The following is an 18,975-nucleotide window of genomic DNA, read 5'->3' as shown; positions in this document are numbered from 1 at the left end:
CACAACCGGCAGCGACTCGGCCTCGTTCAGGCACGGCAACACCACCGTCACCAGACCGTCGGCCATCAATTGGCTTCGGCGATGGCGGTCATGGTGGCGAGGATGGTCGCCACATGCTTCGAACCGCCTCCGGAGACGGCGTAAGCATCGCCTCGGCAGACAGTGAGATTTCGACCGGGACGGACGACCTCGCCACGCGCTTGCAGGAATTCACCGACCGCGGGGGCGAGCAAGTTGACCTTGAGCTCCACGGTCAACACGCGCATGCGGGGCGCCATGAGCGTGAATGCCGCGCAACCGCAAGCACTATCCAGGATGGCGATGCCAACCCCGGCGTGGAAGAAGTCGTCCTGCTGGCTCAGTCCCGGCGAGAACGGCAGTTCGATCTCGACCGCGCCAGGCTTGATACTTCGAAGCTCGGCGGCGAAGGCAGCCATCAGGCCCTGCCGAGCGAACGTCTCACGCACCCGCCGCTCGTAGCCGGGATCACCAGGTTCGAAAGCGGGACTCATGCGGCGAAGAGTACCTGCAAGTTCTCGGCCTGCAGATGCTATCCGCGCAGCTGCACGAACGCGAAGTCGCGCAATCCTTCCCGCGGCTTGACCACCGCCCGGAAACCCAGCACGTCGGCGGCGCGGGCCGGATCGGCGACGATGTGGCGCACGTCGCCGCTGCGATATTGGCCGGTGACGACCGGCGACACAGTGCCTACAGCGGAACCTCGCGCTTCACACAACATCGTCGCCACCTCCATGATGGAAATCGGCTGCCCGGAGCAGACGTTCGCGGCGGTGAAGCCACCGCGGGCAGCCGCCACCGCCGCCACATTGGCCGCCGCCACGTCGTCGACATGAACGAAGTCCCGCATCTGGCCGCCATCCTCGAAAACGTTTGGTGGCTGGCCTTTTTCGAGCGCTGATCGAAAGATCGCAGCGACTCCGGAATACGGCGTGTCGCGCGGCATGTCGGGGCCGTAGACGTTGTGGTAGCGCAATGCCACCACCGATCCGCCGGTCGACTCCGACCACGCCAGCGCATAATGCTCCTGTGCGGTCTTGCTGGCCGCATAGAGGCTGCGCGGCTGCAATGGTGCGTCCTCGTCGACCAGCTGCCAGGCCAGTTGCTCGCCACCGACCGGGCAGCGGTGATCGAAAACACCGGCATCGAGATCGGCCCGTCGCCGCGGCAGCGGGGCGACGGGCCCGTGCTCGGCGCAGCGGTAGCGGCCCTGCCCGTAAACCACCATCGACGATGCCAACACCAGACGCGCTACGCCGGCGTGGAACATCTGCGCAAGCAGCACGGTGGTCCCGAAATCGTTGTGGCTGCCGTAGTCCGGAGCGTCGGCGGCGTTCACACCCGCACCGACCACCGCGGCCTGATGGCAGACCAGGTCTACACCTTTGAGCAGCGGGGCCAGCGCGTCGGCGTCGCGGATGTCGACACGTCGACAATGGCGCGGCGGCTCGGCGTCGCTGCCGTGCGCGGCGGCCAGCATGGCATCGACGGCGACCACCTCATGACTTGCGGCCCGCAGCGCGGCGCCGACTCGCGAGCCGATGAAACCGGCCGCGCCGGTCAGCAGCACCCTCACGGCTGGTCGAACGGCAGCTGGATGCCGGTGTGCGACAGGCATTCTGTGCAGGTGTGTTCGGCGGGGACCTGGCCGACGGCCTCCTGCACGAGTTTCTTGAACGGCTCGATGTTCTTCTCGAATTCGGCGATGACGTCGACAACCTTTACTCCGGCGCCGGCGTCGATGCCGGCATCCAAGTCCGTCACCAACGCGATTGTTGCATAACATATTTCGAGCTCGCGGGCGAGCACCGCCTCCGGATAGCCGGTCATGTTGATCAGGGTGAAGCCCGCGGCGGCGAACCACTGGCTTTCCGCGCGGGTGGAAAATCGCGGACCCTCGATGACCACCATGGTGCCGCCGTCGACCACGCCGGGCAGCCCGGTGACCGCGGACCGCAACGTCGGGCAGTACGGATCGGCGAAGGACACGTGCGCCGCACCGGAGTCGAAGTAGGTGTCGGCACGGCGACGGGTACGGTCCACCAGCTGATCGGGCACCACGATGGCGCCCGGCTCGAGTTGAGGCGTCAGGCTGCCGACCGCACACGGGGCGAAGACTTGCCGCACCCCCATTGCGCGCAGCGCCCACATGTTGGCCCGATACGGCACCTTGTGCGCCGGGAACTGGTGGTTGGGGCCGTGGCGAGGCAGGAACGCGACCTCATGCTGGCCGACGGCGCCGACCGTGACCGGAGCGCTGGGCTCGCCGAATGGGGTGTCCAGATTGATGGTGCGCGCGCCTGGGTCGAAGAACGTGTAGAAGCCGCTGCCGCCGATCACTCCGATCATCTACGCCGCTCCTCCTCATCGCTGCGGGCATCCGCTCATTCTCGTGCACGACGCATGCAACGATCGACGGATGGCCAGTTTTGCGCAGTGGGTCGCGGGCGCGCGACCGCGGACGCTACCGAACGCAATCGCGCCGGTGATCGCGGGTACTGGCGCCGCCGCCTGGCTGCACGCGGCCAACTGGTGGAAGGCGCTGCTGGCGCTAGCTGTCGCGGTTGCGTTGATCATCGGGGTGAACTTCGCCAATGACTACTCCGACGGTATCCGCGGCACCGACGACAACCGCGCCGGTCCGTTGCGCCTGGTGGGCTCACGGCTGGCGACGCCGCGGTCGGTCCTGACGGTGGCGGTGCTCAGCATGAGCGTCGCGGCGGCGGCCGGGTTGGCGCTGGCTCTTACTAGCGCGCCGTGGCTGATCGCTGTCGGCGCGTTCTGCATCGCCGGAGCGTGGTTGTACACCGGCGGATCAAAACCGTACGGCTATGCGGGTTTTGGTGAAGTGGCGGTATTCGTGTTCTTCGGGCTGATCGCGGTACTCGGCACCGAATACACCCAGGCCTTGCGGGTGGACTGGGTGGGCCTGGTACTGGCGGTGACGACGGGCGCGCTGTCGTCAGCGGTGTTGGTGGCCAACAACCTGCGGGATATCCCCACCGACGCACAGTCCGGCAAGCTCACGCTGGCGGTGCGCCTCGGCGACACCGGGACTCGCAGGCTCTATCAGTCGCTGCTGGTGATCGCCGCGGTGTTGACCCTGGCGCTGACAGCGGCGACGCCGTGGTGTGCGTTGGGTTTGGTCGCCACGCCGTTGGCATTGAGGGCCGCGGCGCCGGTGCGATCCGGTCGCCTGGGTGCCGAGCTGATTCCGGTTCTGCGCGACACCGGCCTGGCGATGCTGGTCTGGTCGATCGCGGTAGCAGGCGCGTTGACGCTGTCGGCCTGAGCGGGCAAACATGGACCTTGCCGGCCGTGAGAGCCCTCATGTAGTGGGATCGGCTAATTTCGCGACAGCGGTGCCGACGTCGATCTGCGGATCGAGTCGGGCGGCGCAATGTAACGACGTGATGAGGAGTTCGACGACCACCTCGACCATTGCGTCGGGATCAAACGGCCGCTCGTTCTTCAGCCAGTAGGTGGTGGCCTCATCGAGTGCCCCCGCGCAGGAGCGCAGCATCAATCGCAATGCCGGGCGGGCGAGGTCGAGTTCGAGTAGCTGAGCCGTCCATTCGATCGTGTGCCAGCGTGACTGATCGAAGATTTGCCACGCCTCAGGGTCGCCACCGCTCCCGCCAAGGACCAATCGCAGCGCCAAGCCGTCGTGCTCGCTGAGGTATTCCAGGTGGGCGCGCAACATTCGTCGAAATTGCGTCCCGGGAGAGCCATCAACAGCTGGCGGTGTGGTGGCGGCGTTCAGCCTGTTGGCCGCGTCGCGCAGCGCCGCAAGGTAGATGCCGCGCTTGTTCTCGAAATAGTGGAACAGCAGACCCTGTGCCACACCCGCGGTTTCGGTGATCTCGATGGTCCCGACGTCGTCGAAGTGACGGGCGGAGAAGTGCTCGACAGCGGCTTCGAGAAGCTTGCGGCGGGTCAGTTCGGCCTGCACCTGTCGTTGCGTTACAGGTCGTGGCGTCTTTCGAGTCACTTCGGCGTTGCTGGCAGTCACTGGTAGATCGTGCGCCAAGAGGGCCGGTGAGGACAACTCAACGAAGGAAACTCGTAGAGTAAGACTCATTGACACTAACTCAATTAATGGTTTACGTTGTCTGCATCGGATACAGCTGACACAGCCAACGAGGAGACTGCCTATGCCCGAAGTCAATGCATTCGTCATCGTGCAAATCGCGATCAACGACCGGGATGGCTACCACAGCTACGAAACTGCCGGCCACCAAGAGATCTTCGACAAGTTCGGCGCAAAGGTGGTCGGCATCGACGAGCAGGTGGAAGCGGTCGAAGGAAGTTGGCCCTTCACCCGAACCGTGATCATCGAGTTTCCCAGCAAGGAGCTCGCGCGGGCCTGGTATGACTCCGACGAATACCAGGCGGTGGTTGGTTTGCGCCACGACTCCGCCACGTCGAACCTGGTAATCGTCTCCGGCTACCCCGGATGAGTGCGAGAAATCGCCGACGCTGATCTCGCTGGCCTCGACGGTCACTTCGGCGAAGACTGGCGGCGTGGCTTCGCTGCGACCGGCTTTTGCCCGCGATAGCGCAACGGCAGACTATTACGACCAGCGGGCTCACGAGTATGACGAGTGGTACCTCGGTTAAGGGAATTACGCCGACCGCGATCGCCCTGGCTGGAGCGACGAAGTCGACCGCGCGGTCCATCTCGTTTCGCAACTGCCGCCGGCGCGCACCTTGGATGTGGCTTGCGGCAGCGGCTTTTTGACTCGCCACCTGCGAGGTGTGGTGGTGGGAGTGGATCAAAGCGCAAAGATGGTGGCGTTGACCCAGTCGCGGCTACCGCAAGGTGTGGCAATGGTGGCTGATGCGTTCTTGGGGAAGCGAGGATGATCAGATCTAATGCGACGCTTTACTGTTGCTCACTGTCTGCCGGTCCGACGCGGCCTGCCTTCCCCGCGGTCCCTGATACTGCGGGCAGCACATCCGTCACGGGAGTGTTCTGGCCGCCGGCAACCCACCAGCGACCGTCGGTCTCCACCAGAACGTACATGGCCATCTCACTGAAGCCGCCATCGTCTGCCCGACGGCGGATCTGGGCCACGACCACCCCAGGAGCGGGGCTGTTGGTCTCGACGGTCTCGAACCGCGATGGCGGGGCGACCGGTGCGTCACCCATCATCAAGCGATGAATCGCATTCAGATCTGTGAATCCGCGGACCACTTGCCCCTTCGGGGTACCCCAAAGAATGTCCGCGGCGAACAGCGCGTCGTATACGTCGGCCTGACCCGTGTCGTATCCGCACTGCAGGCTGCGCAATAGTGCATCGACGGCGGTGTCGGTGTCGACATCGGATCGATTAAGCGCCGGGCGATCGAGGTCTGACATGACGCGAAGCCTAGGACCTCAACCGAGCTTGAGGTCAAGCGAGAGCGACAGGCCCCATAGAAGCTCGAACTACGCGACCTTCTCCAGCAGTTTGACGACGGCAGCGCGCAATTGCGCCGTGTAGACGTGCTCGGTGATCAATCCGACGGCCGCGTTGTCGCCACCTCGCAGGATGCCGAGCAGCAGGTGCTCGCAGCGGATCTCGTTATCTTTGTGCGCCAATGCTTCTCGCAGGGCGAGTTCGAGCACCTTTTTGGCCCCGTGGCTGAATGAAATATGCCCCCGTGGCCGGCGCCGTCGCCCGGACCGGGACAGGGCGTTGTCGAAAGCGTCGGTGCCGAACGTGCGAGCGACGCTGTCGCGAACGGCCCGCAGATCAATGCCGATCGCTCTCAGCGCATCGGCATCCTCGTCGAACGACTGGTCGCCGGTTGACGTTTCGGCAAGCCGCGCCCGCACAACCTCAGCGGTCAGCCCATAGCCGGTCAACACCGCCGAGAGCTCCTCGCCTGCCGCCTGCAGGATTCCGAGAAGCAAGTGCTGCGAACCGGTTTCGCGGTCGCACAGTTCGCGGGCCTCTTCCTGGGCCATCATGACCGCAACCCGGGCATTGCGGGCGAACCGCTGAAACGGTCTCATCGGTCATCTCCTCCGGTTGTATTTCTGGTGCACCGCCTGCCGGCTGACGCCCAGCGCGGTGGCGATCGCCTGCCAGCTCCAGCCCTGGTCGCGCGCGTTGGCGACGTGGATAGCCTCCAACCGCTCCTGCAGCCGCTGCAGTGCACTCACCGCGCGCAACCCGACTGCGGGGTCGGCGCTGCCTGCTGCGTCCGCGGCGGCCCCCTGGAACCGATCGGGCAGGTCGGACAGTTCACTCACGAGTGTCAACATAACTTGACGACGTACGGGCTGTCAAGGAACGTTGACAGGCGAGCGCAAACGTTGCCCGTGAAGCGTTTTCAGTCGGAGCTGTCAGAGTCGGCGTCGGGCGGTGCATCGCCGCGCAGCCTGGCCCGCAGCTGCTCGCGGTCGCGGCGCCGGCGCGCGGTGGCCACCTCGAGGCCGGCAGTGGCCCGGCGCCGTAGCGGACCGAACAGCCAGATGCCCAGCGGCATCGCAATGATGAGGGCAAACAAGAGGGCGATAACCACCGGGAACTCGTGCAAGCCAAGCAGCCGTCCCGCGCCGTAGATCACCCCGGTGAGCACCGCCACCAAGACCAGCCGGGCCGCGACATAAAGCAGGACGCTGGCGACGGCGTGACCCGCTGAGCTCTGAGCCTTTGGCACCATGCGAGCCTAAGACGCCGCGTATATTCAGACCAAGGAGGTGTTGAGTGCTGTACCTGCTCCTCGTCCTCGTTCTGGGGACGCTGATCTACGTCGGCTGGCGCGCGATCCGTTCACAGGTCAAGCGGCAGAAGACTCGCGTCATCGGCCCCGACGACGATCCGGAGTTCCTGTGGCGGCTAGGCCACGGTGACAACAATCCGCGTTAGCTAGATGAAGTGCTCGTTGGATCGGCGCTGATCGCTCGGAAAACCGTCGGCGACAACGGCTGCCAGCTCGATGAGCGCTTCCCGAGTTTCCCGCTTCAGCCGGTCCAGGCTGATTTCGGCACCCTCTTCGAGATGCGGGTCGAACGGCACCAGGCGCACCGCGCGGCAGCGCCGCGAGAAGTGATCGACCACTTTCTGCATGTCGACTTTGCCTGAGCGGGGCCGCACCGCGTTAATGACTGCGATCGAATTGCGGACCAGGTCCTCGTGGCCATGCGCGTCGAGCCAGTCCAGCGTCGCCGACGCGCTGCGCGCGCCGTCGATCGATCCCGAGCTGACCACGATCAAGGCGTCGGCCTTGTCCAGCACCGACGTCATCGCCGAATGCAGAAGGCCGGTCCCGCAGTCGGTGAGCACCAGTCCGTAGAACCGCTCCAGGATTTCCAGCGTCTGCGCGTAGTCGTCGGAGCTGAACGCATCCGACATCGCCGGATCGCTTTCCGAGGCCAGCACTTCCAGCCGGCTCGGGCCCTGTGAGGTGTAGCTGCGAACATCGCTGTAACGCTCGATGCCCTCGACGTCGCGCAACAGGTGGCGCACGGTGGCCGGCGTCTCCAACGGCACCTTTTGGCTCAGCGTGCCGCGATCGGGGTTGGCGTCCACGGCCACCACCCGGTCGCCGCGAATCGACGCGAAGGTCGCCCCCAGCGTGGCGGTGATGGTGGTTTTGCCGACGCCGCCCTTCAGCGAGAGCATCGCGATGCGGTAGCAACCCCGCAGCGGTCTGTTGACCTGCACGATCAGGTCGTTGTAGCGCATGATCCGTGGGCTTTCGCCCACGTTGATCAGCTGCCCCGACAAGAGGTACACCCACCGACGCCAGCCCTCCGACGGCGGCGGTTTGACCTGCCGCAACAGCGTGCTGGTGGATAGTTCCGGATACGGCGACGGCGGGTGCACTGCCTGCCGGTAGCCCGTGTTCGCCTGTGCGGCCGGCGGCTGTCCACCGACGAAGCCGCCGTAGCCCTGCGACGGCGAATCGACGACCCTCGGGAGTCCTTTGTGCGGCGTGGCCGCCCAGGCCCGTGGTTCGATGCGGGTCTCGGGGGGCGGCACGCCCCTCGTCTGCGCCTCGCTGAATCGCCGCTCGGTGCGGAACCCGGCAAACGCCCTGGTCGGCGGCTCGCTGGCCGGCGGAGGTGGCGGCTGCGGCGGCAGCTGGGTGGTCGGATGGTCTTCGTGACCATGCGATACCCCGACATTCTGCGTCGGATGCTCAGACACGTGCACTTCCCCTTGTTGCAACACTTGGGTCGCTTGTTGACGAACGGTCCTGTAACCGAACATATCGTGGCGCCGATCCGCCCCCCCGATGTCGGCCTAACCCACCCCAGCATAGGAGTGCAGGCCAACCGTCACCAGGTTGACGAAGAACAGGTTGAACACCATGGCCACGAAACCGACCACGTTGATCCAGGCCGCTTTCCTGTCCCGCCAACCCGCCGTCGACCGAGCATGCAGGTAGGCGGCGTAGACCACCCATGCAATGAACGCCACCGTCTCCTTGGGATCCCAGCCCCAATACCGGCCCCAGGCCTGCTCGGCCCAGATCGCGCCGAATATCACACCGAAACCGAACACCGGGAACGCAAAGATCGTGGTCCGGTACGCGATTCGGTCCAGCGTCTGCGCGTCCGGCAACCGCTGCACCATCCGGGCAAACGCACCCGGCGTATCCGGCTCGCCCAGCCGCGAAGTTCGCAGCAAAAACAGGATGCTGGCCACGCCCGCAACGAGGAACACCCCCGAACCCAGGCTCACCACCGACACATGGATGGGCAGCCAGTACGACTGCAGCGCCGGCATCACCGGTGCGGCGTTGGTGTAGAGCCAGCGCCCTGACACCGTCAGCAAAATCAGCACCGGCAGCAGCAGAAAAACCCACAGCGGACGGTACTGCGGTCGGCGCAACACAATCGCGCCCGCGACCAGGCCGCAGAAGCAGGTCAGATTGATGAACTCGTACATGTTGCCCCACGGCACCCGCACGGTCGCCAGACCACGGAGCACGATGCACAGCAGCAACAGGGCGATGCCGGCGTAGACCAGGATCAGCCCGGCCCGCCCGACGCGTTCGTCGAACGGCCGAGGTGGGACGTCCAGCACGACGCCCGGCGTTGCGCTGTCGGCGGCCACCGATCCGGCGCTGACCAGCAGACGCTCGGCAGCAAGGCCTGCGCGGCTGCGGGCATAGGCGAGTTCGACGGCCAGCAGCAACAAGGCGACGACCAGCACCACCACCGCGGATGTGAACGCCCAATCGGAATTGCGCGCCAGGCCGAGGTCGACGTGCGAGGTGTTCATTCGAGGCCCCTTCCGGTCCCGACGGGCTCGCTGACCGGCACTTCAAACCCGTCGATCAACCGGCCGGCTAGCCGTTCAAATTCATCGCCCCAGCCAGAGTTGTCCGTCCGCGCCAGGCCGCCTAGCTCGACGTTCACCGTACCGGCCGCGGTCGGTATGAGCCGGGCCCATACCCGCCGTCGGCGCACCAGCAGCGACACCACCAACCCGGCCATCATCGTGATGGCGAACACCAGGACCCAGATCTGCCCGGGGTCGTGTGAGACCTGCAGGTTGACGAACGGGACGGCGCCGTCGAAACGCACGACGGTGCCCGCCGCCGGGCCCCGATCGAGCCGCACACTGTCGCCGACCCGCAGGTTGATCCGTTTGACCCGGGTGAGCCGGTGCTGGTCGATAAGACGCGGATCCAGGGTGTACAGCGACTGCGGCCGGCCGGTGTCCAGTCCGGTGTCACCGGAATAGATGTCGACGGCGACCGCCGGGGCATTCAGCGCCGGAAAGCTCGACGACAGCAAGGTGCCCTCGAGCTGCTCTGTCGGCGCGAGCAGACCCTGGATGGCGATCTGGTGTTTGCGACGTTCGCCGGCGCCGGGATACGCCCCGGCCGGCGGGTCGATGCGCGCGACGCCCGACGACAACAGCGTTCGCGGGTTGTCGGGTCGCCACTGCACCGTCGAGGTGCGAGCCTGCCCGTCGGGGAAGGTCACGGTGAACGTCGGCGCATAGCCGTGGCCCTGCAAGTACACCCGGTTGCCGTCCACGCGCAGCGGGTGGTTGACCTCCAGCCGATAGCGTCGCCAACTGTCGTTGGCGAGGTCGCGCCCGGCCTGGTAGTCGATGTCGGCGGCGAACGACGTGGCCTGCCCGGACGCCAGGTAGCGCGCGTCAAAGTCCTTGACGCGCAAGCAGATCGGGTACAGCGACGTGCCGTCGACAGTGTTGCCGGCCCGAAACGAGTCGAATGCGGCGGGCGATGCCGAGCAGAAACCGGGACCGCCGTCGGCGATCACGACGACGTTGCCCTCGTAGCCGAACAACTTGCCGGCGGCGACCGCCACCAACAGACCCACCAGCGAGAAATGGAACACCAAGTTGCCGAATTCGCGGAGATAGCCCTTCTCGGCGGAGATTTCGATGGCGCCCTCAACAGTGCCGGCGCTGCGGGTGATCTTGCGCCAGCCCCGCAGCCGGCCGGCCAGCGCCGCCGCCAGCTGGTCGGGTTCGCCGGCGATCGTGGCGACGGCGTGCTTGGGCAACCGGGCCAGGTTGCGCGGAGCCGGCACCGGCCTGGCTCGCATGCTGCGGGCATGCTCGACGATCCGCGGCGTCAGGCAGCCCACCAGCGACACGAACAGCAGCGTGTAGATGGCGGTGAACCAGAAGCTGCCGAACACGTTGAACGCCTGCAGTCGATCAAGCCACGGCCCGATCACCGGGTGGGCGGCCAGGTAGTCGGCGACCTTGCCGGCGTTGAGGCTACGTTGCGGTAGCAGCGCGCCGGGCACCGCGCCGAGAGCCAGCAGGAACAACAGCACCAGCGCGGTGCCCATGGAGGTCAGCGCGCGCCAGGTGTTGCGGGTCAAGGCAATTAGCCGGGTCAAATCGGCAACCTCACGTCGGATACGAATGCGTCGCGCAGCCAGGATATGAAGTCGTTCCACACGCCGCTGACCAGCGCGACGCCGACCGCGATCAGCAGCACGCCGCCGAAAATCTGTAGCGCTCTGGTGTGCCGGCGCAGCCAGTCGAGGCCGGCGACGGCTGCCGCCGAGCCAAAGGCCAACAGCACGAACGGGATGCCCAGGCCCAGGCAGTAGGCGATCGTCAAAACGATCCCGCGGGCCACACTCGCACCGTCGGTAGCCGAAGCGACGGTGATCACCCCGGTCAGCGTCGGCCCCAGACACGGCGTCCAACCCAGTGCGAACACCGCACCCAGCAGCGGCGCTCCGGCCACCGTCGACAACTGCCGCGGCGCGAACCGAACCGAACGCTGCAGCGCCGGAACGTATCCCACGAACGCCAGACCCATCACGATGGTCAGCGCGCCGCCTACCCGCTGCAACACCAGCTGATCGGTGATCAAGGTGGTGGTCATGCCCAGCACGGCGACCGTGCCCAGCAGGAACACCAGGGTGAACCCGGCGACGAACAATGCCGCCGATCCGGCGACCCGCCACCGCGCCGCGGGTGGTGCCTTGAGTGCACCGGGCTGCGGCTGCTCGTCGACACCGACCACCGCCGCCAGATAAGACAGATAGCCCGGGACCAGCGGCACCACGCACGGCGACGCGAACGACACCAGCCCGGCCAGCAGGCACACCGCCAACGCCACCAATATTGGCCCGGCAGCGGCGATTTCGGTGAAGCCGGTCATTGCGCTCTCGGTGGTGCCGGCCGCTCGGCGGGTTCGGACGCGAGTCGCTGGACCACGGGCTGCAGGTCCGCGGCGAGCAGCTCACGCAGGAAGACCGCCGCGACCCGGTGGCTGCGGTCAAGCACCAGTGTGGACGGGATGACGGTGGTGGGGTACTTGCCGCCGAACGCGATCATCGTGCGCATCGCCGGGTCGTAGATCGACGGGAACGTCACGTTGCGGTCTTCGACGAAGTCGACGGCGGCCTGGCGGTTGTTGTCGCGGACGTCGATGCCCAGCAGCGTGACGCCGTCGGCGCCTGTCGCGTTGTAAACCTGCTGCAGCTGGGCCACTTCGGCGCGGCATGGCCCGCACCACTGGCCCCATACATTGATCACGACGACCTTGCCGGCGAAGGGGCCGGCGGGATCGTCGACCGACAGGGTGCGCGACGGGTCCAACAGGTCGGAGCCGGCGACCGGTCCGGGCCGGCCGCGGTGGCCGGGCGGGTCGTAGTAGATGTCAGTTTTGCCACCGGGAGCGACGAATTCGAAGGTGCCGCCCTGAGCGACCGCGTCGTCGCCGCTGGAGCAGCCGACCAGCAGGCCGGCCACCGCGGTCGCGACGAACGCCAGCCGCCGCATGGTCAGCCGCCCGCCGGCTCGCTGTACAGCACGTCGACCAGCCGCTCGCCGTCGTACACCAGCGACGTCACCGACGCGACCGCGCACTGGCGGCGCCGTGGATCGTGCCAGAGCCGCTTGCCGGTCAGGTACAGCCGTTCGGTCCACACCGGCAGCTGGTGGCTGACGCACACCGCCTCATGACCGGCGGCGCGCGCACGAGCCTTGTCGACCGCGGTCGTCATGCGCGCCGCGACCTGCTTATACGGCTCACCCCAGGACGGGGTGAACGGGTTGCGCAGCTGCCACCAGAACCGTGGGTCGCGCCAGGCGCCGTCACCGGGGCCTAACCGCTTGCCTTCGAAGAAGTTTGCCGACTCGATCAGGTCGGGGTCGGTGTCCACCGTCAGGTCGTGACCGGCGGCGATGGGCGCGGCGGTCTCCTGCGCCCGCTGCAGCGGGGAGGCGATGACCGCGACGATGTCGCGATCGGCCAGCGCATCGGCCACCGCTCGGGCTTGTCGGGTTCCCTTGTCGGACAAGCGGAATCCGGGCAGCCTGCCATACAGCACACCCTCGGGGTTGTACACCTCGCCATGGCGCACCAGGTGGATTCGGGTCTCTTCGGCCATCAGGGCTTGCTCTCCTTGGCTGCGGCAGCGGCCGCCGGCAGCGCCTCGGCGATTCGGGCGAAGGCAGCGTCGTCGAGCGCCGCCGAGACGAACCACGCCTCGAAGGCACTGCACGGCGGGTAGACACCGCCGTCCAGCAGGGCGTGGAAGAAGGACGGGAAGCGCCACATCTCGCTGGCCCGCGCCGACGCGAAATCGGTTACCGGCGCCTCGCCGAAGAACACGCTGAGCATATTGCCTGCCCGCGGAATCTGATGCGGCACACCAGCATCCGTGAGCGCCTCGGATAGCAGGCCGGCTAGCCGGTCGGCGTTGACATCCAGCGCCGCATACACCGCGTCGTCGGCGGCCCGCAACGTCGCCAGGCCGGCGGCCATCGCCACCGGATTGCCGGACAGCGTGCCGGCCTGATACACCGGCCCCAACGGCGCCAGCCGTTCCATCACCTCAACGCGCCCGCCGAACGCCGCTGCGGGCAGCCCGCCGCTCATCACCTTGCCGAAGGTGAACAGGTCGGCGTTCACCGGATCGATTCCGTACCAACCGCTTCGGCTGACCCGAAACCCGGTCATCACCTCGTCGACGATGAGCAGCGCGCCGTGCGCGGCGGTGGTCTCGCGCAGCGCCGCGTTGTAACCCGGCGCGGGCGGAACAACGCCCATGTTGCCGGGGCTGGCCTCGGTGATCACCGCCGCGATCTGGTCGCCGAATCGGGCGAAACTCTGCTGCACTGCCTCAATATCGTTGTACGGCAACACAATCGTGTCGGCCGCGGTGGCGCCGGTGACGCCGGGTGACGACGGCAGGCCCAACGTCGCGACCCCGGAGCCGGCGTCGGCGAGCAAGGCGTCGACGTGGCCGTGGTAGCAGCCGGAGAACTTGACGACCTTGGCGCGGCCGGTAAAGCCGCGGGCCAGTCGCACCGCGCTCATGGTGGCCTCGGTGCCGGAGTTGACCAGACGTATCCGCTCCACCGGTGCCACCCGGTCGATGATCTCGGTGGCCAGTTCGGTTTCGGCGGGTGTCGGCGCTCCGAACGACAGCCCGGTGGCGGCGGCCTTGGCGACGGCGTCCACCACCGACGGGTGGGCGTGCCCCAAAATCATCGGCCCCCACGAGCAGACCAGGTCGACGTACCGGTTGCCGTCGGCGTCGGTGAGCCAGCAGCCGTGGGCCTCGGTGATGAATCGGGGGGTGCCGCCGACCGCCTTGAAGGCCCGCACCGGTGAGTTCACCCCGCCGGGAATGACCGCGCAGGCGTCATCGAACAGCTTCGCCGAGATCGCCGTGCCTGTTCCGTACACGTACACAAGTGTCCCAGCCGCTGGGAGTGCCTTCACTACAGGGTGTAGTTGTTGCGCATCGACGTCAGTCGGGCGGCAGCAAGACCCCCGACCATGGCGGAAGGCCGCGGAAGTCGGTCGCTGGCCGCGCCTCGCACGCAAGCCGCCGTTCCTCAGCTTCGATGGCGGCGGCCTTGGCGTCGATTGCCGCCTGCTCGTATGCGCGGCGGTCGAAGTCGGCGACGATGAGCCTGCCCATGCGGATCCACCACTCGACGACTGACTCGTCGTCGCTGGCTTCAGCACCGGCGACCACGACCGAATGCAGCCCTTTCAGTTCGGCGGCGTCGAGCCATGCGAGCGGGCCGCACGGTTCAAAGTCGATGACGTCGACGGGTGCGCCGCTCTTCACTGACGCAAGCCGGACTAGCAGGGCGTCGGACACCGACGCGGCCCACCGCGCCAAACCTGCGTGCCGCGACAGCGACAGCTGCTCACAGACGCCGAGCAGCGTGGAGGTGGCCTCTTCGGGCAGATCGTCAACGGGCGGATGGGTCATCGTTTTCCTCCTCCTGAAGTATTCGACGCGGGCGTCGTCTTGGCTTGGAGTGGGCCACACCAAGGTGAAGTGTCCCGGCGCCTGTGTTCGGTTAGGTTGCCGACGTGGGCAAGTTGCGAGTCAGCGCCGATGACGTTCAGGCCACGGCCGCCTACTACCAGGCGTCCGCAGGCATGCTCGCCGGCGGCACGTTAACCGGTGCTGGGCGGTCGTTTCAGCCCAGCGCGGCAGCGGTGCAGGCAGTGCACGCCGGTGCGGCAATGACGCGGGCGGCGCTTTCGGCGCGGGCGGCGGCTACCGGGGTCAGGGTCACTGAAGCGAATGCGCGCTATCTCCAGAACGAGGCCGAATCAGCGACCAAGCTCCACGCGGTGTGCCCACAGGCGGTGTAGATGGACGTGGGCACCCCGCTGCCGACCCTGTCGCAGATACGGAACTGGGACACCGAGCACCTGAGTCATGCGGCCGACGAGTGGGAGGCCGAGGCGGAGCGGTGGGAGACCGAATACGAGCAGAACTACCAGCGTCTTGCCGCGACCGACTGGCAAGGGCAGGGCCGTGCAGCCGCGTTGGAGCGCGCCGGGCTTGACCTGGTGAAAGTCCGCGGCCCTGCCTGGCAGCTTCAGGAGGCGGCGACCGCTGCCCGTTACGGGTTTGCTCAACAAAACGGTGCCAAACAGTGGGCGTTGGACGCCGTTGCCGACGCGGAGCAAGCCGGTTTCAGCCCAACAGAAGACCTGTCGGTCGCCGATCGCCAAATCGGCGGCAGCGCCGCAACACGGGCCGCGCGGCAAGCCGAGGCCCAAGCCCTGGCCGCCCAAATCCGGCATCGCGCCGCGCTGCTGGTCGTTAGCAATCAGGAGGTCGCCACCAAAATCACGGCCGCCGCCGGCAACATCGGCGAATTCAGCTTCGACGAGCCCACTGGCGTCGCGGCCACGCCATCGGCGCAGCAAAACAACGGGATTCAATTCGTCGACAACAAGACTTGGAAGCAAGACCCGCCACCACCACGGCCCCACCCGGATCTGCCTCCCGAGGGTGTTCGCCCTCCCGTTGCGGGCGAGCTGACACCGGGGCCAGCAAGTCAATCGAGAGCACGGCGTTTTGGCGGCCGGAGTCTCTGGGACCAAAACGGGGGCGAGTGGCGGTATTTTCCGGGTGACGAATACCGAAATCCCCATTGGGACTACAACCCGCACGACCGGAACAACCCCGAATGGGAAAACATTCCTATCGGAGGTCGTCAGCCCCACAAAGAAATGCCCGGCTCGCCGGCGCCGCAGTTCCCTCCGATGGACATGCCCGACCCGCCGGCCGCGCCGACTCCGATATATACGCCACCACCTGGAGGGCCAATCATTAACTTGCCACCGATCTCACACGACGACGCCGCCAGAGCCGGCACAGCGACGGGGTTGACCGGTATCGCGGGAATTTTGGCCTGGCTTGCCTTGATCCTTGAACAAAACTGACGCCGACCGACCAACCACAATGACACCAACGATCTCAGTGACGCCGTCCACGACGCATTCGTCAGTACCATGGCCGCAGCAGAGCGGGACGTCTGTGCCGCCGGTCTCCCGAGAACAGGCGATCTTTCACCCCCGGAAAGGAGGGAAATGGCCATCTTTCGGGTAGGTTTCTTTCCAGATTTTCTTTGGGGTGATGATGTGGTTCTCGTAGGTGCGGATCGGGATGGAATGCGAATGTTTCAATCCGCGGTGCGATCGGCACTTGACAACGGGGCGGCGAGCTTTGAATTCGATCCAATTAAGCATCACGTCCTGCGGCAAGACGGTGCAGCTGACGTCGAACTGGGATCGCAGACTGTTGTGTGGCGGTTCGATGGTGCGCACCTGGCAGAGATGCTCAATTTGATCGAGCCATTGGTCGATATCATAAAGCCGGCTCATAATTACTTCGACGACTTAAATGACCCGGACGCAACGCTGATGCTCTCTGTCGATGAATACGTAAGCGGCGGTCCGTTCGCGAAGTATCCGCACGGTTTGCCGGTGCCACCCTCGGAAGATTAGGTGCGGACCCGTTCCGCGCGCTTGGAACAATCAACTGATGAGCAGGCAATCGGCCCGCGAGGTCGCACTCGCCAGCATCGGAGCCGTCCGCGACGACCCGGGTGGGCGGCTGGCCCTGATGCGCAGCCAATACCGGGTCCCACCGGACGTCGACCGCGGCTATCTTCCCTACCGCCAAGCGGCGTCGGCATTCATGCGATGGCAGCTGCGGCGAGGGCTTCTCAACCCGGTCGACTCGCCAAGACCGGGAAGTCCATGGTGGCGCGCTATCAACGAGCGCCTGCTCTGCGACGGCGGCGAAGCCCGTGCCCTGGCCTTCGACCATCCCGGGCCGCCGAGCTCGCCGACGGTCGCCGCCTGGCTGGAGTTCATTCGACGTCCCAGCGCCGCGCGCTGGTATCGGGCGCACAACATGAGCGTCGTCGGTGGGTATCTCGAACACGAGCACCTGGCGGCGCGCGAAGGCCGGATCGAACGCTTCTTCATCAACGTGGTGCTGGCTCGGGTTCTCTACACCCACGCCATGGTCGCCGCGCCGCGGCTGGCACTGGCCTGGCTGGCCCCCGCCGGCCGGTTACTCGGCGATCCACGGCTGGGCATGACCGGCATGTTCCTCTCGCTTTCGCGAGTGCTGCCCGATCGCTATCCCCTCGGCGACGACATCGCGCCCTACGCGCAGCTCGAACACGGACTCGGGCATCTGCTCGATATCGGCGTCATCACCCCCCGGGTGGAACGCCTGTACGCGTGGTCGGCCAGTGAACTCGGCACTCCGGGGCTACGACAGCTGCTGTCCGGCCAAACGCCGTGCTACGCCTGGCCCGCGACTGATCAGCAGCCGTGGAATCCGGCTCCGTCACGGCTGGCCCGGCTGTCAAGAAGGCTTTTGCCGGTCACGCCTTCCCTTCGGTGAGCGCGAACACCGGATGGTCGGCGGGGTCGGGCAGTTTGCGAAAGTATCCGTCGACGGCCCGGCCCGCCTTTTTCTGGTAGGCGGTCAGGATGGGCTGGCGCTGCGCAGTAGGGGTTTCGCTCGCGAGGTAAGTCACCGCGCCGGTTTTCGTGGTCAGAGTGACGGTGGGTTCGGCACGGACGTTTTTGACCCACTGCGACTCGCCGCGAGTGGATACCAGATACCGGGTGCCGTCGACGTTCACGGTGACGACGGGAATCTGTTGCGGCTCCTTGCTGCCCCGCTTGGTGATCGTGAGGGTTTCGCTATTGCTGATACCGGTGGCCATCGCGATCCGGTTGAAGACCTTGACGGTGAACCATGGAGGCTTGAGGTAGGCCATGAGGTAAGAGTTTGATGGCAGCGTGCAACTACCGCAACGTCTCGCCCGGTTCAATCGACACGTCACCAACCCCATTCAACGGACGTGGGCCGGTTGGGCCCCATCGTTCGGCATTCTCGAACACGCCGGCCGGCGCTCCGGCAAGCCGTACCGCACGCCGTTGACGGTGTTCAATGCCGACGTCGACGGCAAGCCGGGCGTAGCGATCCTGTTGTTCTACGGTCCGGACCGCGACTGGTTGAAAAACCTCAACGCCGCCGGCGGCGGGCGGATGCGACGGCACGGCAAGACCTTCGGCGTCAGCAGCCCGCAGACCGTGACCAAGGCGGAGGCGGCATCGCACGTCAGCGGCGCGGCGCGGCCGGTCTTCGGCAGATTGCCGTTCGAGCAGGCGGTCCTGCTGACCAAGACCGGTTAAGCGCCTGGCCATCCGGCCATTCGAAGAGTTACTTGCAGGACGGTCCGGCAGGGGGCTGCGCCGAGCGCGGGACGAACATGGCCTGGATCGCTGAACAATCGCAACCCACCGCAAGCTCGGGTGGGCGCCGAAAAGGGGCTTGCGGTCAGGCGTCAAGGTTTTCGACGTGTCGCCGCGTTCGGCGCCGGCTCACCCTCGGCCGCGGCCCTCCCGCGCCGCCACTTGCCAACGAAGTACAGCGCGACCACCACGGCCCAGGACAGCAGGCCGAGCCAAAACTGGACCCGCGCGCCGCGGTCGAACGCCATTTGCACCAGCACGGCGACGATCGCGACCAGCGTCACGATCGACAGCACCGGGAAGAACCACATTTGGACCCGCAATTTTTCCGGCGGCGTCTTGACTCGTAAAACGATCTGCGACAACGCAATCAGCAGGTAGACGAATAGCACGATGGCGCCCGACGAGTTGAGCAGGAAGATAAACACCGTTCCCGGAGCAATGCCCGACATGATGACGCACAGG

The 18,975-nt window shown here is 66.3% G+C and carries 26 protein-coding genes and 1 pseudogene; 9 read left to right on the top strand and 18 right to left on the bottom strand.

Annotated elements, in window-relative coordinates; all coding sequences use genetic code 11:
* Positions 1-65: 65 nt before the first annotated feature.
* The 3 genes from VNW74_RS26725 to VNW74_RS26715 are packed head-to-tail and all read right to left on the bottom strand — an operon-like array spanning position 66 to position 2,367.
* The gene (locus VNW74_RS26725) at positions 66-512 is read right to left on the bottom strand and encodes a PaaI family thioesterase (RefSeq protein ID WP_325682470.1); all 447 of its coding nucleotides are present in this window, start codon (positions 510-512) and stop codon (positions 66-68) included.
* Positions 513-550: 38 nt separating this feature from the next.
* Positions 551-1,594, bottom strand: coding sequence for an NAD-dependent epimerase/dehydratase family protein (locus tag VNW74_RS26720; RefSeq protein WP_325682468.1), 1,044 nt, complete (start codon positions 1,592-1,594; stop codon positions 551-553).
* Positions 1,591-2,367, bottom strand: a complete 777-nt coding sequence (locus VNW74_RS26715) for an S-methyl-5'-thioadenosine phosphorylase (protein WP_325682466.1) — start codon at positions 2,365-2,367, stop codon at positions 1,591-1,593. Before VNW74_RS26715 ends, VNW74_RS26720 begins: the two co-directional genes overlap by 4 nt.
* A 70-nt stretch (positions 2,368-2,437) precedes the next feature.
* Here VNW74_RS26715 and VNW74_RS26710 point away from each other — a divergent pair, with 70 nt between their 5' ends.
* Positions 2,438-3,310: a 1,4-dihydroxy-2-naphthoate polyprenyltransferase gene (locus VNW74_RS26710; RefSeq protein ID WP_325682464.1), complete on the top strand. Its 873-nt coding sequence runs from the start codon at positions 2,438-2,440 to the stop codon at positions 3,308-3,310.
* Between the two features lie 36 nt (positions 3,311-3,346).
* On the opposite strand, the gene VNW74_RS26705 is transcribed toward VNW74_RS26710, so the two are convergent.
* Positions 3,347-4,030 carry a TetR/AcrR family transcriptional regulator gene (locus VNW74_RS26705; RefSeq protein ID WP_325682462.1) on the bottom strand — a complete coding sequence of 228 codons (684 nt, stop codon included), beginning with the start codon at positions 4,028-4,030 and terminating at the stop codon, positions 3,347-3,349.
* Positions 4,031-4,172: 142 nt separating this feature from the next.
* Here VNW74_RS26705 and VNW74_RS26700 point away from each other — a divergent pair, with 142 nt between their 5' ends.
* Complete coding sequence (locus tag VNW74_RS26700) at positions 4,173-4,478, top strand: DUF1330 domain-containing protein (protein ID WP_325682460.1); 306 nt, start codon at positions 4,173-4,175, stop codon at positions 4,476-4,478.
* Between the two features lie 256 nt (positions 4,479-4,734).
* Entirely contained in the window at positions 4,735-4,884 is a 150-nt protein-coding gene (locus VNW74_RS32000; RefSeq protein ID WP_414686788.1) for a methyltransferase domain-containing protein, read from the top strand.
* 19 nt (positions 4,885-4,903) lie between these two features.
* Here the strand turns inward: VNW74_RS32000 and VNW74_RS26695 are convergent, their stop codons facing one another.
* From VNW74_RS26695 to VNW74_RS26680, 4 genes are all read right to left on the bottom strand, one after another.
* Positions 4,904-5,380 carry a DUF4440 domain-containing protein gene (locus VNW74_RS26695; protein ID WP_325682458.1) on the bottom strand — a complete coding sequence of 159 codons (477 nt, stop codon included), beginning with the start codon at positions 5,378-5,380 and terminating at the stop codon, positions 4,904-4,906.
* 69 nt (positions 5,381-5,449) lie between these two features.
* Entirely contained in the window at positions 5,450-6,019 is a 570-nt protein-coding gene (locus VNW74_RS26690) for a Clp protease N-terminal domain-containing protein (RefSeq protein WP_325682456.1), read from the bottom strand.
* Positions 6,020-6,022: 3 nt separating this feature from the next.
* Complete coding sequence (locus VNW74_RS26685) at positions 6,023-6,241, bottom strand: helix-turn-helix domain-containing protein (RefSeq protein WP_325682472.1); 219 nt, start codon at positions 6,239-6,241, stop codon at positions 6,023-6,025.
* A gap of 98 nt (positions 6,242-6,339) precedes the next feature.
* The gene (locus VNW74_RS26680) at positions 6,340-6,669 is read right to left on the bottom strand and encodes a DUF4229 domain-containing protein (protein ID WP_325682454.1); all 330 of its coding nucleotides are present in this window, start codon (positions 6,667-6,669) and stop codon (positions 6,340-6,342) included.
* 47 nt (positions 6,670-6,716) lie between these two features.
* On the opposite strand from VNW74_RS26680, the gene VNW74_RS26675 reads away from it, so the two are divergent.
* On the top strand, positions 6,717-6,878 hold the full coding sequence (locus VNW74_RS26675; RefSeq protein WP_325682452.1) for a hypothetical protein: 162 nt from the start codon (positions 6,717-6,719) through the stop codon (positions 6,876-6,878).
* On the opposite strand, the gene VNW74_RS26670 is transcribed toward VNW74_RS26675, so the two are convergent.
* From VNW74_RS26670 to VNW74_RS26635, 8 genes are all read right to left on the bottom strand, one after another.
* Positions 6,879-8,162, bottom strand: coding sequence for a MinD/ParA family protein (locus VNW74_RS26670; protein WP_325682450.1), 1,284 nt, complete (start codon positions 8,160-8,162; stop codon positions 6,879-6,881).
* A gap of 96 nt (positions 8,163-8,258) precedes the next feature.
* The gene (ccsB, locus tag VNW74_RS26665; protein WP_325682448.1) at positions 8,259-9,242 is read right to left on the bottom strand and encodes a c-type cytochrome biogenesis protein CcsB; all 984 of its coding nucleotides are present in this window, start codon (positions 9,240-9,242) and stop codon (positions 8,259-8,261) included.
* Positions 9,239-10,795 carry a cytochrome c biogenesis protein ResB gene (locus VNW74_RS26660; protein ID WP_325682471.1) on the bottom strand — a complete coding sequence of 519 codons (1,557 nt, stop codon included), beginning with the start codon at positions 10,793-10,795 and terminating at the stop codon, positions 9,239-9,241. The genes ccsB and VNW74_RS26660 overlap by 4 nt, the downstream gene beginning before the upstream one ends.
* 47 nt (positions 10,796-10,842) lie before the next feature.
* The gene (locus VNW74_RS26655) at positions 10,843-11,622 is read right to left on the bottom strand and encodes a cytochrome c biogenesis CcdA family protein (protein ID WP_325682446.1); all 780 of its coding nucleotides are present in this window, start codon (positions 11,620-11,622) and stop codon (positions 10,843-10,845) included.
* Positions 11,619-12,245, bottom strand: a complete 627-nt coding sequence (locus VNW74_RS26650; protein ID WP_325682444.1) for a TlpA disulfide reductase family protein — start codon at positions 12,243-12,245, stop codon at positions 11,619-11,621. The genes VNW74_RS26655 and VNW74_RS26650 overlap by 4 nt, the downstream gene beginning before the upstream one ends.
* A 2-nt stretch (positions 12,246-12,247) precedes the next feature.
* Positions 12,248-12,856, bottom strand: coding sequence for a histidine phosphatase family protein (locus VNW74_RS26645; RefSeq protein ID WP_325682442.1), 609 nt, complete (start codon positions 12,854-12,856; stop codon positions 12,248-12,250).
* On the bottom strand, positions 12,856-14,160 hold the full coding sequence (gene hemL, locus VNW74_RS26640; RefSeq protein ID WP_325682440.1) for a glutamate-1-semialdehyde 2,1-aminomutase: 1,305 nt from the start codon (positions 14,158-14,160) through the stop codon (positions 12,856-12,858). Before hemL ends, VNW74_RS26645 begins: the two co-directional genes overlap by 1 nt.
* A 64-nt stretch (positions 14,161-14,224) precedes the next feature.
* Positions 14,225-14,698, bottom strand: coding sequence for a hypothetical protein (locus VNW74_RS26635; protein WP_325682438.1), 474 nt, complete (start codon positions 14,696-14,698; stop codon positions 14,225-14,227).
* 104 nt (positions 14,699-14,802) lie between these two features.
* Here VNW74_RS26635 and VNW74_RS26630 point away from each other — a divergent pair, with 104 nt between their 5' ends.
* The 4 genes from VNW74_RS26630 to VNW74_RS26615 all read left to right on the top strand — a co-directional run bounded on the left by VNW74_RS26630 (position 14,803) and on the right by VNW74_RS26615 (position 17,650).
* Entirely contained in the window at positions 14,803-15,090 is a 288-nt protein-coding gene (locus tag VNW74_RS26630; RefSeq protein ID WP_325682436.1) for a hypothetical protein, read from the top strand.
* A complete protein-coding gene (locus VNW74_RS26625; protein ID WP_325682434.1) occupies positions 15,091-16,173 on the top strand; it encodes a hypothetical protein in 1,083 nt (360 codons plus the stop codon).
* 147 nt (positions 16,174-16,320) lie between these two features.
* Positions 16,321-16,737 (top strand): hypothetical protein, encoded by a 417-nt coding sequence (locus tag VNW74_RS26620; RefSeq protein WP_325682432.1) that lies wholly within the window; start codon positions 16,321-16,323, stop codon positions 16,735-16,737.
* 37 nt (positions 16,738-16,774) lie between these two features.
* On the top strand, positions 16,775-17,650 hold the full coding sequence (locus VNW74_RS26615; RefSeq protein ID WP_325682429.1) for a hypothetical protein: 876 nt from the start codon (positions 16,775-16,777) through the stop codon (positions 17,648-17,650).
* Here VNW74_RS26615 and VNW74_RS26610 read toward each other — a convergent pair.
* Complete coding sequence (locus VNW74_RS26610; RefSeq protein WP_325682427.1) at positions 17,631-18,032, bottom strand: nitroreductase/quinone reductase family protein; 402 nt, start codon at positions 18,030-18,032, stop codon at positions 17,631-17,633. The two genes, VNW74_RS26615 and VNW74_RS26610, sit on opposite strands and share 20 nt — an antisense overlap.
* A 22-nt stretch (positions 18,033-18,054) precedes the next feature.
* Here VNW74_RS26610 and VNW74_RS26605 point away from each other — a divergent pair, with 22 nt between their 5' ends.
* Positions 18,055-18,450 carry a nitroreductase family deazaflavin-dependent oxidoreductase gene (locus VNW74_RS26605; RefSeq protein WP_325682425.1) on the top strand — a complete coding sequence of 132 codons (396 nt, stop codon included), beginning with the start codon at positions 18,055-18,057 and terminating at the stop codon, positions 18,448-18,450.
* A 152-nt stretch (positions 18,451-18,602) separates the two neighbouring features.
* Here the strand turns inward: VNW74_RS26605 and VNW74_RS26600 are convergent.
* Positions 18,603-18,975, bottom strand: a pseudogene (locus tag VNW74_RS26600) (GABA permease); the annotation flags it as partial.

It is taken from the genome of Mycobacterium sp. (assembly GCF_035570115.1).
Taxonomy (GTDB): Bacteria; Actinomycetota; Actinomycetes; order Mycobacteriales; family Mycobacteriaceae; genus Mycobacterium.
The sequence above is the reverse complement of the archived record's forward strand: the minus strand, read 5'-3'. Positions and strand labels throughout refer to the sequence as shown.